At 44.6% G+C, this 14,541-nt stretch carries 9 protein-coding genes and 1 other annotated feature; of the genes, 6 read left to right on the top strand and 3 right to left on the bottom strand.

Going from position 1 to position 14,541, the window contains the following annotated elements; translation table 11 throughout:
• Positions 1-151: 151 nt before the first annotated feature.
• Positions 152-571, bottom strand: a complete 420-nt coding sequence (locus tag H580_RS0105475; RefSeq protein WP_028593895.1) for a hypothetical protein — start codon at positions 569-571, stop codon at positions 152-154.
• A 479-nt stretch (positions 572-1,050) separates the two neighbouring features.
• Here H580_RS0105475 and H580_RS0105470 point away from each other — a divergent pair, with 479 nt between their 5' ends.
• Positions 1,051-2,586, top strand: a complete 1,536-nt coding sequence (locus H580_RS0105470) for an MDR family MFS transporter (RefSeq protein ID WP_028593894.1) — start codon at positions 1,051-1,053, stop codon at positions 2,584-2,586.
• Positions 2,587-2,699: 113 nt separating this feature from the next.
• Here the strand turns inward: H580_RS0105470 and H580_RS0105465 are convergent, their stop codons facing one another.
• Positions 2,700-4,058: a Na+/H+ antiporter family protein gene (locus tag H580_RS0105465; RefSeq protein ID WP_028593893.1), complete on the bottom strand. Its 1,359-nt coding sequence runs from the start codon at positions 4,056-4,058 to the stop codon at positions 2,700-2,702.
• Between the two features lie 385 nt (positions 4,059-4,443).
• Between H580_RS0105465 and H580_RS23465 the strand changes: the two genes are divergently transcribed.
• The 4 genes from H580_RS23465 (at position 4,444) to H580_RS0105445 (ending at position 11,127) form a co-directional block, all read left to right on the top strand.
• The gene (locus H580_RS23465; protein ID WP_051217272.1) at positions 4,444-5,709 is read left to right on the top strand and encodes an MFS transporter; all 1,266 of its coding nucleotides are present in this window, start codon (positions 4,444-4,446) and stop codon (positions 5,707-5,709) included.
• Positions 5,710-5,930: 221 nt separating this feature from the next.
• Positions 5,931-6,258, top strand: a binding site (T-box leader).
• Between the two features lie 125 nt (positions 6,259-6,383).
• Entirely contained in the window at positions 6,384-7,637 is a 1,254-nt protein-coding gene (gene ilvA / locus H580_RS0105455; RefSeq protein WP_028593892.1) for a threonine ammonia-lyase IlvA, read from the top strand.
• 92 nt (positions 7,638-7,729) lie between these two features.
• On the top strand, positions 7,730-9,400 hold the full coding sequence (locus H580_RS0105450; protein ID WP_028593891.1) for a glutamine--tRNA ligase/YqeY domain fusion protein: 1,671 nt from the start codon (positions 7,730-7,732) through the stop codon (positions 9,398-9,400).
• A gap of 260 nt (positions 9,401-9,660) precedes the next feature.
• The gene (locus H580_RS0105445; RefSeq protein ID WP_028593890.1) at positions 9,661-11,127 is read left to right on the top strand and encodes a VanW family protein; all 1,467 of its coding nucleotides are present in this window, start codon (positions 9,661-9,663) and stop codon (positions 11,125-11,127) included.
• A 133-nt stretch (positions 11,128-11,260) separates the two neighbouring features.
• Here the strand turns inward: H580_RS0105445 and H580_RS0105440 are convergent, their stop codons facing one another.
• Positions 11,261-12,142, bottom strand: a complete 882-nt coding sequence (locus H580_RS0105440) for a C40 family peptidase (protein ID WP_028593889.1) — start codon at positions 12,140-12,142, stop codon at positions 11,261-11,263.
• Positions 12,143-12,599: 457 nt separating this feature from the next.
• Here H580_RS0105440 and H580_RS0105435 point away from each other — a divergent pair, with 457 nt between their 5' ends.
• Positions 12,600-14,510, top strand: a complete 1,911-nt coding sequence (locus H580_RS0105435; RefSeq protein WP_028593888.1) for a sensor histidine kinase — start codon at positions 12,600-12,602, stop codon at positions 14,508-14,510.
• The last annotated feature ends 31 nt before the right edge of the window (positions 14,511-14,541 follow it).

Here is a 14,541-nt window from a genome sequence, read left to right as displayed (position 1 = left end):
TATGTATGTAAGTGCGCATGCACGATATTCGTTGATAGAAATCTAGATATTTATAGCGGAAAAAGCGTATTAGGACTACACGGAGGGTTAACCTCGGCTTGGTAGACCACCTAGTACGCTTTTTTAATAATTGCTGTATCTGGTTCGTCACTTATCTTCCCGTTACTTCTTTTCGCTTAATGGTTAGTCGTACGACATCCTTCTTATCTGTTTTTGTCATTATAATGACGAAGTCGTCTTCCCCTTTGCTGGCATGAAATAATTTGTTCGGCTCAAACTCCTCCAACCGCCAGCCCAGTGCTTGTAGTTCTTTTAAATAGTAATCAACAAAAGCTCTGTATTCGTATGCAATCAAATAGTTCAGGCGATCACCTTTGGACTCATCTTCTTTCACTTTTTCAGGAATGGGAATATGCCCCCATTGTGGAAGTGTTACAAACGTAGGAGGGAGAAGCTCCTGCTGGCTGCCGTTGCCGCAGCCAATTAGAGCGATGCTTGCGACAATGAGAAGTAAAAATAAGCCTGCATATAGGAAACGGTCACGGCCGTGTGAATGTGCTAAGTTAAGCATGGGTACGTTTCTCCTTTGCTATGGAAATGAGTGTGATGATGTAATCATGGAATGGTGTAACAGGATGCTGCAGTTACGTAAGTGGTATCCTATTTTAAAGGGCTGACTTACAATCTAGTGTGTATATCTGCATTCTACATAATAAATAAACATGGAATTGTGATATTAATCTGTGACGGGAATGCTAACGGAAGGTTGTTGTAATTGAATAATAGAAGGTTGCCTGAAGGTGAGTATACTTTATGGTATCATAAGAGCGTTTGTTAGGCTGACTGGTGGTTCATTAACTATGGTATAGTTGTAGTGTTGTAAGAAATGATAACAGAAAATAGAAAAATAATCATGTCGCTATTGCTGCATCATTGTATACAGGGGAAGTTTAGTGATTAGGGGTCAATTCAGCATGGTGAAAAGGTGTGTAGTAGATCTATCGGCATAAAGGGTCGATAAATAAAGGGGGACAGACGAGAAATATGGTAATGAGTCAACATCAAAATAAGCTCCCATTTGTCGTGGCGGGTTTACTGCTCGGTATATTAATGTCTGCGATGGATAACACAATCGTCGCATCCGCGATGCCAACCATTCTTGCCGATATCGGCGGAGCAGGGGGCTGGGAGAAATTTGTCTGGGTAACCTCGGCCTATATTGTTGCTACGATGGCGGGTATGCCGATTTTCGGTAAGCTCTCTGATATGTTTGGCCGTAAACGATTTTACATATTTGGTCTATTGATGTTTTTGTTAGGCAGTATACTGTGCGGAACAGCAAACAGCATCGAAATGTTGGCCGTATATCGTGTCATTCAAGGGATAGGCGGTGGTGCGCTCGTACCGATTGCCTTCACGATTATTTTTGACATATTCCCACCAGAGAAACGCGGTAAAATGACAGGGCTTTTTGGTGCCGTATTTGGTACTTCTAGTGTAATGGGGCCGCTGCTCGGTGCGTACATTACAGATTTCTGGGGCTGGGAATGGATCTTCTATATTAACTTGCCGCTCGGTATCGTTTCGTTCTGGTTTATTATGCAGTTCTATAAGGAAACGTCACCAACGAAGAAGCAGCAGATCGATTGGGCTGGCGCATTTACGCTTATTATAGCAATTGTCAGTCTCATGTTCGCGCTTGAGCTTGGCGGAAAGACGTATGCGTGGAACTCTGTACCAATTATTAGTTTGTTCGTCGTATTTGCACTGTTTTTGGCTCTATTTCTATGGATTGAGACAAAGGCTAAGGAGCCGATCATTACGTTCTCGCTGTTTAAACGAAGGCTGTTTGCAACGAGCCAATGTATTGGCTTCTTGTATGGGATGATTTTCGTATTTGCGGTTGTTTATATTCCGATGTTTGTTCAAGGGGTGTATGGGGGAACAGCTACGAATAGCGGTCTCATTTTAACACCGATGATGCTTGGTTCGGTTGTGACTAGTACAGCAGCGGGTATTCTCTTGTCCAGACTTAGATTCCGTTCACTTATGATCGTATCGGGTATATTGTTGGCAGCAGGAATTGGTCTGCTAAGTACACTGTCGCCTGATACTCCTCGTACGATGATGACGTTGTACATGGTGCTTACGGGAATGGGAGTAGGGTTCTCGTTCTCACTTATCAGTTTGGCTTCTGTTCATGGAATGGACTTTAATCAGCGTGGAACAGCGAATGCTACGCAGTCGTTCTTCCGTTCGCTTGGGATGACCCTTGGCATCACGGTATTTGGAGCGGTACAGTCTGCGTTGTTCAATCGCAGCATTTCACAAGCGATGCCTAGTGCAGAGGCGATGCAAGGAATCGATGCTCAAGTGTTGTTGGCTGAGGAGACGCGTAAGCAAATTCCGCCTGATGTATATGATCAGTTGATTAACAGTTTGGCAGAGTCGATTAGCGGTACGTTCGGCTGGATTCTCGTTCCGGTTGTCCTCGCGCTTATTTCGATTGCGCTTATGGGCGGAGAACGCATCCAGGCTGAGAAACCAGAGCGTGACAAGAGAGCTAAGGCATCTCATGTCGGCTAATGAGTATAGTAAACATTAAAGTGCTGAGTCCCGAGAAGACGATTGTTCTTCTTGGAGCCCAGCACTTTTTCATTTTCATTTGTAGATAGTTGTATTGTGTTGTTCTTCCTGTTCTACAGCACCATGGCAGCGATAAAGCCAAAGATGAGCAGTGGGATATTGTAGTGCAAGAAAGTTGGTACACATGTATCCCAAATGTGATCGTGCTGTCCGTCGGCATTTAGGCCTGCTGTGGGGCCGAGCGTACTGTCAGATGCAGGGGAGCCTGCGTCGCCAAGTGCTGCTGCGGTACCGATCAGCGAAATCGTAGCCAGTGGGCTGAAGCCCAATTCCATACACAACGGGACGAACACCGTTGCGATCAGCGGAATCGTTGAAAATGACGAGCCTATCCCCATCGTGACGAGCAGACCGATGAGCAGCATGAGTATGACTGCAATGGCGCGGCTATCGCCTACATAAGCAACTGATGTCTGAACTAGCGCATCAATGTCTCCAGTTGCGCGTAGGACGGCAGCTAAGCCAGCGGCAGACATCATGACGAAGCCGATGTATGACATCGAGCGCATGCCTTCTGTAAAGACGCGCTCTGCGCGCTGGCGCGTCATCAGGCGTGCTAACAGGAGCACGCCAAGCCCTGCTCCGGCCCCGGCAATCATGGAGCCGGTCGCCAACTGCGTGGCAAGCATCGCGGCAATGGACGCGATGCCTGCCACCGTGCGCCATCGAGCGCCTGGCAGCTGCGCTGCGCTCGAGTCGCGCTCGTCAACAGCAGCGGCGTTAGTCTGAGCCGCCGCTGCTGTTGACGTGTAGCTGCGCGGACGGCGGTAGGACACGCCGATTGCGACAAGTAGTCCGGCGAACATGCCTAACGCCGGAATCCACATCGCCTGCGGCAGCATGCTGGCGTCAACAGCGAGACCGTTCTGCGTCATATTTTTCGCAACGATGTCATGAAAGATCGCCCCGAACCCGGCTGGGATTAGCATATAAGGCATAATCAAGCCGAACGTCAATGCAGATGCAACCGCGCGTCGATCCACGCGCATCTCATTCCAGATGACCAACATCGGTGGGATGAGTATCGGAATGAAGGCGATATGAATCGGTACAACATTTTGCGATAGGCTGGCTATAAAGGCAACTGCGAGTAGCATAAGAACGATAATTGTTGTACGGCGCGAGCTGCCATCTTGGGTAGAGCGTCCTAGCAGCTTGCGCGCTCCGTTAACCAATTGGGAGGGCAGACCTGTCTCGGTCAAGCCAGCGGCGAAAGCGCCAAGCAAAGCGTAGCTCACAGCGATGGTAGCACTATCAGCAAGGCCTGTCGTAAAGGTCTCAATGGTAGTGGCCCACGATAAGCCTCCTGCAATACCGCCAACAGCGGCTGCAACCAAGAGAGCGAATACGACCTGGATTCGGAATAGGCTTATGATGAAAAGAACAGCCAATGATAGTAATACAGCATTCATAGAAAGTCACCCGTCTTGTAAAAGTATGAAAGTCATGTAACATCCATGTTTGAATACAGGATGATAGGTACCGTTTCCATTTAAATAGAAATGAGCACGTGTCGTAAACGGATATAAGATTCAAGGATATGAAAATAAAATTGCAAATTGCGTTTGTTTGCTAATACATTACCACTTTACCAAGATGAAGTAAAGAGTGGATTATGATTCTATTTCATTACTATCCCTCCAATCTCCCTTTTTTAGCACATATATTGCCCAATTTATACTCCCGATGTACGTCTAGAGATGGAGATAGAAACGATGCTATCGATGTATTGAAGTTCAACTATGTTATGGTTAAACTTATGATCTAATGTTACTAGAAATAAATGGGGGGACTCAAATGAATCAAGCAGCAACACCTTCTGCAGTTAGCTTGTTCAGCAATCGCTTCGTACAGGCGATTATGCTGGCTGGCCTATTTATGCAGTTAGGCATATGGATACGGAACTTTGCTGTTCTATTGTATGTCGTGGAGATGACCAACAATGACCCGATAGCGTTATCGCTGGTCTCGGTTGTGGAATTTGCACCTATCTTTATATTTTCTTTTATTGGTGGTGCTTTTGCAGATCGGTGGCGTCCAAAACGCACGATGATTTGGTGTGATGTTTTAAGCGCAATATCTGTTTTTGTTGTACTGTTAACGATTATAAAGGGTTCGTGGGAAGCCGTATTTTTCACAACCTTTGTTTCAGCCATTCTGTCACAGTTCTCACAACCTTCATCTATGAAACTGTTCAAGCTGCACGTACCTGAGGAGCTATTACAAGCAGGCATGTCTATCTTTCAGACGATGGTTGCATTATTTATGGTCGCAGGTCCTGCTATTGGTACCATTATATATGAACAATACGGCATTCAAACTTCATTAATTATTACCGGTTTCATGTTTCTACTTTCAGCGGTTGCGTTGTTGTTCTTGCCGGCTGATCGTAAGGAAGAAAAGAAAGAAGTGAACACATCTTTGCGTTATGAATTGGCGCAAGGGGCACGTTATGTGTGGAGCAGTTCCATTCTTAAGCCTTTGATGGCTTGCTTTGCGATGGCGGGATTGGCCATCGGCCTTATTCAACCGCTTGGCATATTAGTCGTTACAGAGCAGTTGGGGCTTCCCAAAGGGCACTTGCAGTATTTACTCATGGTCAATGGCGGTGCGATGCTGATTGGCGGAGCGTTGGCAATGATAATGTCTAAGCGGCTCCAGCCACAGCATATGCTTGCAATTGGGATGGCGGTTAGTTCGATTGTGTTCGTCGTAATCGGTGTGTCCCATTTGTGGTGGCTAACCTTAACGGCACAATTTTTCAGTGGGCTTTTCCTTCCAGCCATCCAGATCGGTATCAATACGTTGATTCTTAAAAATACGGAGTCCAGCTTTATCGGTCGAGTTAATGGTATTTTAAGCCCGATGTTTATGGGTGCGATGGTGATTACGATGTCATTGGCTGGCGTTTTGAAGAGCATGCTGCCACTATCTTATATGTACAGCATATCATCTGTGCTCTTCATTATTGGCATATTGTCGATTATCTCTATTCTTCGTATGCGACAATCCGAGCAATTAGGGGACCTAACAGAGCAGGCTGCCATTGCGAGTTCAAAGTAACTGCCGCTCGTCATGTTAATAAGCTATTTCCTTATGGAAATTGTCTACCCAAGGAAGACAAATTCCGCAAGGAACGATTGACTTTTTAACATCAGCGAGCACATAATAGGGATTAATAACTTGCAGGAAACAGGAATGAATTACCTTTCTAGTTGCGTGCAATTTATATCGGTTGTACGTGATAATCCTACAGTAGTACAGTGATGAACTGTGCTAGAGATTCAATATGGTTGAAGAGACTAGGTGTGTCAGCGGGAAGTCCACAGAGAGCCGACGGTTGGTGTAAGTCGGTGACGGAAGCAGATACATATCCTCTCTGACATGCTGCGCTGAACGGGTCTTACTTGTATAAGGAAGACAGTAAGTGCAGACGGCAAATCCCACGTTATCGGGATAGCGCTAATGCGCAGCGGAGTGTCGCAGATCGGAACGGCAGCTTCATCTCATGGAACATAGAATATCTGGCTATGCTGGAATTCTAGATTCCTTATGTTGGAGTTGGCGATGTGCGGAACAAGGGTGGTACCACGAGATCAACTCGTCCCTTTTTAGGGGCGAGTTTTTTTGTACTCATTTTTATAGATTATGTACGTATACCATGCGGCAAACAACTAAGCATTTCAGATGTGATGGCAGACTTACACAGACATAGGATGGAGAAGGAGAGACAGACCATGACGACTACGACTGGCATGATGGAACATATCGTACGTGCCCATCACGTATTAAAAGAAGTAATTGTACGGACTCCGCTGCAGCGCGATCCGATACTGTCCGCTCGATATGATTGCAATGTGTATTTGAAGCGTGAAGATTTGCAAATTGTACGCTCATTTAAAATTCGCGGAGCCTATAATAAAATTCGCCATCTTTCCCAGAGTGAACTGGAGCGAGGGATCGTCTGCGCGAGTGCGGGTAATCATGCGCAAGGGGTAGCTTATTCGTGCCAAGCTTTGCAGATTCAAGGCACTATCGTGATGCCAAGTACGACACCAAGTCAAAAAGTAAGCCAAGTCAAGCGATTCGGTGGCTCTTATGTTACTGTTGTCTTGACAGGCGATACGTACGACGATGCCTACGAAAAGGCAATGAGCATTTGCAATGAACAGGGAATGACTTTTATTCATCCTTTCGATGACACTCATATTGTTGCAGGTAATGGTACAGTCGGTATGGAAATTATGGAGTCGTTGGACGTGCCTGCTGATCTCGTATTTGTCACGATTGGCGGCGGTGGTTTGGCTGCTGGTGTCGGTACTTATGTGAAAATGATAAGCCCAACTACTAAAGTTGTAGGTGTCGAGCCGAAAGGTGCTGCCTCCATGACGGCATCGCTTTCTGAGAAGCATGTCGTTACACTGAATCAGATCGACAAGTTCGTCGATGGTGCAGCTGTAAAACGCGTTGGACAACTGAACTATGAAATTTGTGAAAAAGTACTGGACGATGTTATTCATGTGCCTGAAGGAAAAGTGTGTACAACGATATTGAAGCTGTATAACGAGAGTGCTATCGTCGTTGAGCCAGCAGGTGCATTGTCTATTGCTGCACTTGATCTGTATAAGGATCAAATTAAAGGTAAAAATGTCGTCTGTGTCATTAGTGGTGGCAACAATGATATCGACCGTATGCAGGAGATCAAGGAGCGCTCGCTCATTTATGAAGGATTGAAACATTACTTTACGATTAACTTCCCGCAGCGTGCAGGTGCACTGCGTGAGTTTCTGCAAAATGTACTAGGGCCAGATGATGATATTACACGCTTTGAGTATCATAAGAAGCATAATAAAGACAATGGCGCAGCTGTTGTAGGTATTGAATTGAAGCATGCGGATGATTATACGCAGCTTATTGAACGAATGAATAAGAAGGGGCTCGACTACGTTGAGCTGAACAAAAATCCGCTTCTGTTTGATTTGCTCGTATAAAAGGTTGGAAGTTATAACCCCCAGAGTTGAACTGATGGGGGTTTGACGTTATATTTATGTAACAAAGTTTTATTAGACAGAGAGGTTGATTTATGGTGGAAACTCCGAGCGCATCGAATTTTATACGCAATATTATCGTAAATGATTTGAAGGAAGGCAAAGTAGATGGTGTTGTTACTCGCTTCCCTCCTGAACCTAACGGTTATTTGCACATCGGTCATGCGAAGTCGATCTGCTTGAACTTTGAACTGGCTAAAGAGTTCAAAGGCCGTGTACATTTACGCTTTGACGATACGAATCCATTAAAAGAAGATACAGAATATGTAGAGTCCATTAAGGAAGATGTAAAATGGCTCGGATTTGACTGGGACGGACTATACTTTGCTTCCGATTACTTCGAGGAAATGTATGCACGTGCTGTTCTCCTCATTAAAAAGGGCAAAGCGTTCGTCTGTGAATTGAATGCAGATGAAATGCGTGAAATGCGCGGTACATTGACGCAGCCAGGTAAGAACAGCCCTTATCGCGACCGTTCGGTAGAAGAAAATCTTGATCTGTTCGAACGTATGCGTAACGGTGAGTTCGGTAATGGTGAAAAAGTATTGCGTGCGAAGATTGATATGGCTTCACCGAATATCAATTTCCGTGATCCTGTTATTTATCGAATTGCACATGCAACACACCACAATACTGGTGATGCTTGGTGCATCTATCCGATGTATGCATTCGCTCATCCATTAGAAGACGCAATTGAGAGTGTAACGCACTCGATCTGTACGCTGGAGTTCGAAGATCAACGTCCGTTCTATGACTGGGTTGTTGCTGAAACAGATATGGTGAGCACGCCGCATCAGTATGAGTTCGCTCGTTTGAACATTACGAATACGGTAATGAGTAAGCGTAAGTTGAAGCAGCTTGTTGATGAAGGCGTCGTTGATGGTTGGGATGATCCGCGTATGCCTACCATTTCAGGCCTGCGTCGTCGCGGCTTCACACCAGAATCGATCCGCAACTTCTGTCGTGAGATTGGTGTGACGAAGTCTGATAGTACGGTTGATTCTAAGTACTTGGATCACTTCATTCGTGAAGACTTGAAGCTGAAAGCACCTCGTACGATGGGGATCTTGAAACCACTGAAAGTGGTTATTACGAACTACCCAGAAGGTCAAGTGGAATGGCTGGATGCGGAAGTAAACCCTGAAGTTCCAGAAATGGGGATGCGCCAAATTCCATTCTCTCGTGAAATTTACATCGAGCAGGATGACTTTATGGAGAACCCGCCAGCGAAATATTTCCGCTTGTTCCCTGGCAATGAGGTGCGTTTGAAGCATGCGTACTTCATTAAATGCAACGACTTCATTAAAGACGAGAATGGCAACGTTACAGAAATCCATTGTACGTATGATGTAGAAACGAAGTCAGGCAGTGGGTTTACAGGTCGTAAAGTAAAAGGCACGATCCACTGGGTGGAGGCAACACATGCTGTTCCTGCGGAGTTCCGTTTGTACGAGCCGCTCATTCTTGATGAAACAGAAGAAGAAGCAACGGAAGAGACAACATTCCTTGATCGAATCAATCCCAATTCAATGGTTGTTGATCAAGGCTTCGTAGAACCGAATCTGAAGGATATTCAGCCGCATGACAAGCTGCAATTTTTCCGTCACGGCTACTTCAACGCTGATCCGAAGCATACGAAGGACGGCAAGATCGTATTTAACTTGATCGTATCGTTGAAGAGTTCCTTCCAACTGCCGAAGAACTAAATATAACATTTGCTGAGGAGCCTTTTCTTTCTACTTTTATGGTAGAGGAAAAGGCTTTTTTACGCGTTTGAGCTTGTACTGTATTTCTTGGTGTTGTGGTGCATTTCAGCAAAAGATTCATAAATACGACGACTTCTGTATACTTTTAGGGGGAAGGAAGGCACGATAAGAGAAGGAAATTATCAAAACGTAAACTCGTTGTAACCCTTCTGTATGGATATTCCGATATAGTGGTAAGCGCAAAGGAGGATTGAGACTGCATGAATGAACATAAAGAACCGTTGGACAGGGATTCTCAGAAACAGCATGATCCTGTAAATGCAAACCAACCTTCATCCTCTTGGTACAGCCGCTTCTTTGGTTGGGTCAAACCCCATAAACGAAAGGTTGCTGCTGCTTTTGGCATGATTTCGCTTGTAATTATAGGTTTAGGAACTTACTTCGCGATGCATCTGGACGAAGCTCCGCTTCCACATGGATATCGCGTGATGGGCATAGATGCAGGTGGATTACAGCCTGATGAAGTAATGGTGAAAATGAACGAACACGTTGCTGCGCTTGAGGGAATGACTGTTCAATTTGTCCCAGATCGTACGGATCAAAGGTTGGAACCTTTAACGGAACAGACCTTTACACTAAAAGAGCTTGGCTTCACATTTGGCAACGAAGAAGCTGTTTATCAGTTGCAGCAATGGGAAGAAGGAAACGTCGCACATAAATGGAAGCTTGGTCGTGAATTAGCTGAAGAAAGCTTGGATGTAGAAACTAGCTTTCATGTCGATCAGATGACGGCGGCTGTACGCAAGTCGTTCGGAACCACAATTGATCGTAAGCCCAAAAATGCACAAGCCCAATACATAACACCTTTTAAAGTTAATTATAAGCAAGAAGTAGATGGATGGGAGCTGGATGAAGATAAGTTAGAGCAGTCGCTTATTCAGCTTGTGAGCAAATTGAAATCCCATCCTGATGTCAAACAGCCGATGACCGTGCGGATGCCGCTTGTTACGATACCAGCGGATGTGACTGTCAACGCATTGAAGACACGTAAGCCTGATGCGCTGCTTGGCGAATACACAACGGTGATTGCAAACCGTGGAGAAGGCCATGCTCATAACGTACGTGCAAGTGCGAAGGCATTGAACGGCGTCGTTGTGAGCCCGAATCAGCAAATACGCTACAGTGACATCGTCAAGCAGACAGAGGATCAATACGGGCTGATGATAGCCCCTGTCATAGAAAATGGTCGCATGGTAGATGGAATTGGTGGAGGGATATGCCAAACGTCTACGACGATGTATAATGCAGGTCTACTAGCGGGTATGGGGGTCGTTGAGCGTAATTCACACTCGCTTCCTGTCCCCTATGTGCCGCTCGGAAGGGATGCTACGTATTCAACGGGTGGTCCTGACCTTGTATTGTCTAATGAAACGAGTGGAGATATGGTCTGGACAACGCAAGTGGATGGCGATCGTTTACGGGTGCAAGTGTATGGTCAACAGCTCCCTGGAATTACGTATGATGTTATAACTGAGCAGCGCACTAGCCCTGTCTTGAAGATTAGCAATCAGATTACGGATAAATTAGCCCCGGAACAGTCGAGAATTATCGTTGATTCGTATCGCATAAAGAAACGGAACGGCGTTGTCGTTAACAAAGAGAGGCTGCCGCAATCTACATATAAGCTGCACCAAGAAGAAAACATTGCGGATAAAGAACGTTATTGATTTATTTTGACACCGTGTAAAAAATGAAGAGTATAGGTATAGAAAAAAAGGGTTGCCCTGTCAACGAATGTGACGTGTGGGCAACCCTTATCATGTTTTTGGACATTTAGATAAATAGCTTCTTATTAAATTTTTATAGAACGCGCTTCGCTCCAACATAAGTCTTGCTAGACCAGCTGGAACCAAGGCTAGACACCGTAACACCCTTAACTTTCCCAGAGGAAGCGTGAATGTATTGGTTATCTCCAAGGTATATACCAATATGCGTAATACGTGAACCACTCGAAGAGAAGAATACCAGATCTCCTTTTTGAGGGTTTTTAACTGCTGTACCCGCATTTTTGTAAATATCATGTGCTGTACGTGGAAGCTCTACATTGTGCTTGCCAAATACGTAATTCAAGAAGCCAGAGCAGTCAAATCCAGCTGGAGTTGTTCCGCCCCAAACGTACGGTACACCTAGGTAGCTGTAAGCTGTATTAATAACAGCATCTGCTTTGCTCAAGTCTTGCTTGCTGGATTGAATAGAAACTTCCTTCTTGTAGCGATCTACAGATGGAATTGTCTTTAAATATTTCGAATCCCAAGTGAACTTTACGCCCATTTCATCTACAAAGAAGCGCAATGGAATGTAAGTTGTATCTTTATATAACCAAGGCTTATCCGACATCTTAACCGATTTTCCGTTTACTTTCACTGTAGCGGAATCTGTGCGGAATTCAACTGTCGCATCAGCGCTTTTGACGATAATTTTCATATGGTTGCTGTTAATGTTAGATGTGGACATCGTCCATCCCATCTTGTTCACGAAATCGCGAAGCGGGACGTACATCGTCTCCCCATCTTCCAATACAGGTACTGTATTTGTAAAGGTAAGTTGTTGACCGTTAATTGTAATTGAAGCTTTTTTGTCTCCGTCATAGGCGTAAGCTTTCGTTCCGAGCGCGCCATCCGTAAAGAGCATGCATCCGAAGACCGCTCCCGCTAGGAGAACTGTCTTTATTGCCGTTTTCAAATCATCGCCTCCTGTAAGTAACTACATAAGTATTTGGAATTTCATATGAAGCTGTCGTAACCTGTAAATCTGATATCACGAATACGTGAATGTATGTAAACAGTATCAGTTATGACAGTTTCTTAATACATGGATTATTGTCTTACAAAATTGTAACCATGTCAAACGGTTAGCTGTATAAAATGATCACCCACATTATGGATAATGCTTGTAAGGCCCGCTATATTGGGAGATTAAGGGGGAGAGGTAAAGATTACAAAAAGGTAATAAAGAGGATTTGGGCAGCGATTTTAAGTCGTTTTTTTGCCAATCATATGGCATTTCTCATTTGTTATATACATATATATCATTTATATTAATACTAGAAAGACAGGCGATAATCATAATCGTATGCGCTTACATTTTGGAGTAATGCCACTTATCGTATCGATTGTACGGGGAAAAGAGGCTTTGTTTGATGCTGAAAAGAATCTATCAGACTCATTTTAAACGCAGGCTATTTAATAAATTAATTGTCGTATACTCTTGTATCGCTCTTATATCGTTAGTAACTCTATCTCTCTTTACCTATCAATTCTTTGTTCGAAAAGATATGAGCTCTATGCTGCTAGAACAGCAGCGTTCGGTCGACGCGATGAATCGCTATTTTGATCAGAAGTACGAAACTTCGCAACTGCTTATACAGCAGCTTTATCAAGACAACGTTCTAATAAGAGATACCGTATACTTTTTGGAAAATGGCTATGAGTCCTACTTACGATATCGACTAGATACGTATAGCGAGAGCAATAGCTTCTTTGTGCGGGACTTCCACACGTTCTATGCGAATCAATTCTGGAAAGATTCTGATTTGAAAAATATTGTCCTAGTAAGCCCGAGACAAGGCTTTGCTTTTATGTATAGCGATAACGGTGTTTTCCGCAAAGTGTATCCGTGGGAAGTTACTCCTGATCCTCAATTTCTCCGAGATCGTTATCCATTGCAAAGCAATGAATCAAAGGCCTCAGATGTAGATGAAATGCAAAATGAAGTACAGGATGCAGTTAAAGATACCGATAACTCTATTGCATCTCAACACAGCGAGGAGGCAGAGGAACAGGCTTCATTAGAGGCAGACAAAGAGCCATCTGCGCTCCCTTATTTTACGGTAACCAATCGCATCAACAACCCAGATACGTTAACGACATCTGGTGAGATTATGATCGACTTCGGCATAGATGGGATTCGCCACAGATTGGTGGATGCTCAGCAGCTTGATTCCGTTATTGTATTGAATGAGCAGGATCAAATCATTTATTTCAATAATAAGAAAATGGCGACCGCCTATGAGCATAATCGAGCTGAGCTGTTGGCAATGAAGCGCAATCAACCGTTGAAGCTGATATTGGATGGAATAGGTGAAACGTACGTGACTTTATCGCAAACGAATAAGTTGGGGATGACAGTCATTTCTATGCTTCCATCGCATGAGGTGACGGATCGGTTGGCAGGTGTACGAACAACTATTGGTGTTGTGACGGTGTTGTGTGTCATTTTGGTCGTTGGCATCGCTTATGTAACCGTGATTCGTATTTCTAGACGTACGCAAGTCATTGTGAAAGCGATGAAGCAAGTGCCGGCTGGTAAGCTGGACACACGTATTAATTTTCAGCAAGAAGATGAATTATCTGATATTGCACATAGTTTCAATCATATGGTGAACGACTTGTCGGACTACATTAATCGTGTCTATAAGTCGGAGTTGAAGCAGAAGCATGCTGAGCTTGTGGCATTGCAATCACAGATTAAGCCTCATTTCTTATATAACACGCTTGAAGTGATCCGCATGCGTGCTGTAGCAAAAGGCGCGCATGATGTAGGCGATATGATTTATAACTTGGCTTCCATTTTCCGACATATGGTTAAGGACAAGACGCATATTACGCTGCAAGAAGAAATAGAGAACTGTAAGCGCTACTTAGAGCTGACTCGCATTCGCTACCGAGACAAGCTGCAGTACACGATTGAGATGGATGTTGGACTCGGGGGCTACCAGGTGATGAAGCTATCTGTACAGCCCATGATTGAAAACTATCTGGTCCATGGCTTGGGCTTGGAGCGAACAGACAATCATATATGGATACATGTGCTTCGCGAGGCAGATGACCTCATCATTCGCATTCGTGACAATGGTTCGGGTATTGCACCTGAGCGCTTGCAGCAGCTGCAAGAAGAATTAAGCAGCGATGATTTGCAGGACCATGGCTCTTTAGGCATTAAAAATGTCCATAACCGTCTTCGAATTTTGTACGGCGATGGGGCGGGGATAGAGATCGACAGTATTTATCAAGAGGGTACAACGGTAACAATACGCATTCCAATAGGCTAGTGACGCACGCATCTGATGTGGAGGGATACGA

The sequence above is a fragment of the Paenibacillus assamensis DSM 18201 genome, assembly GCF_000422445.1.
Taxonomy (GTDB): Bacteria; Bacillota; Bacilli; order Paenibacillales; family Paenibacillaceae; genus Paenibacillus_B; species Paenibacillus_B assamensis.
Note: the sequence above shows the minus strand (reverse complement) of the source record. Positions and strands in the feature narration are given on the sequence as shown.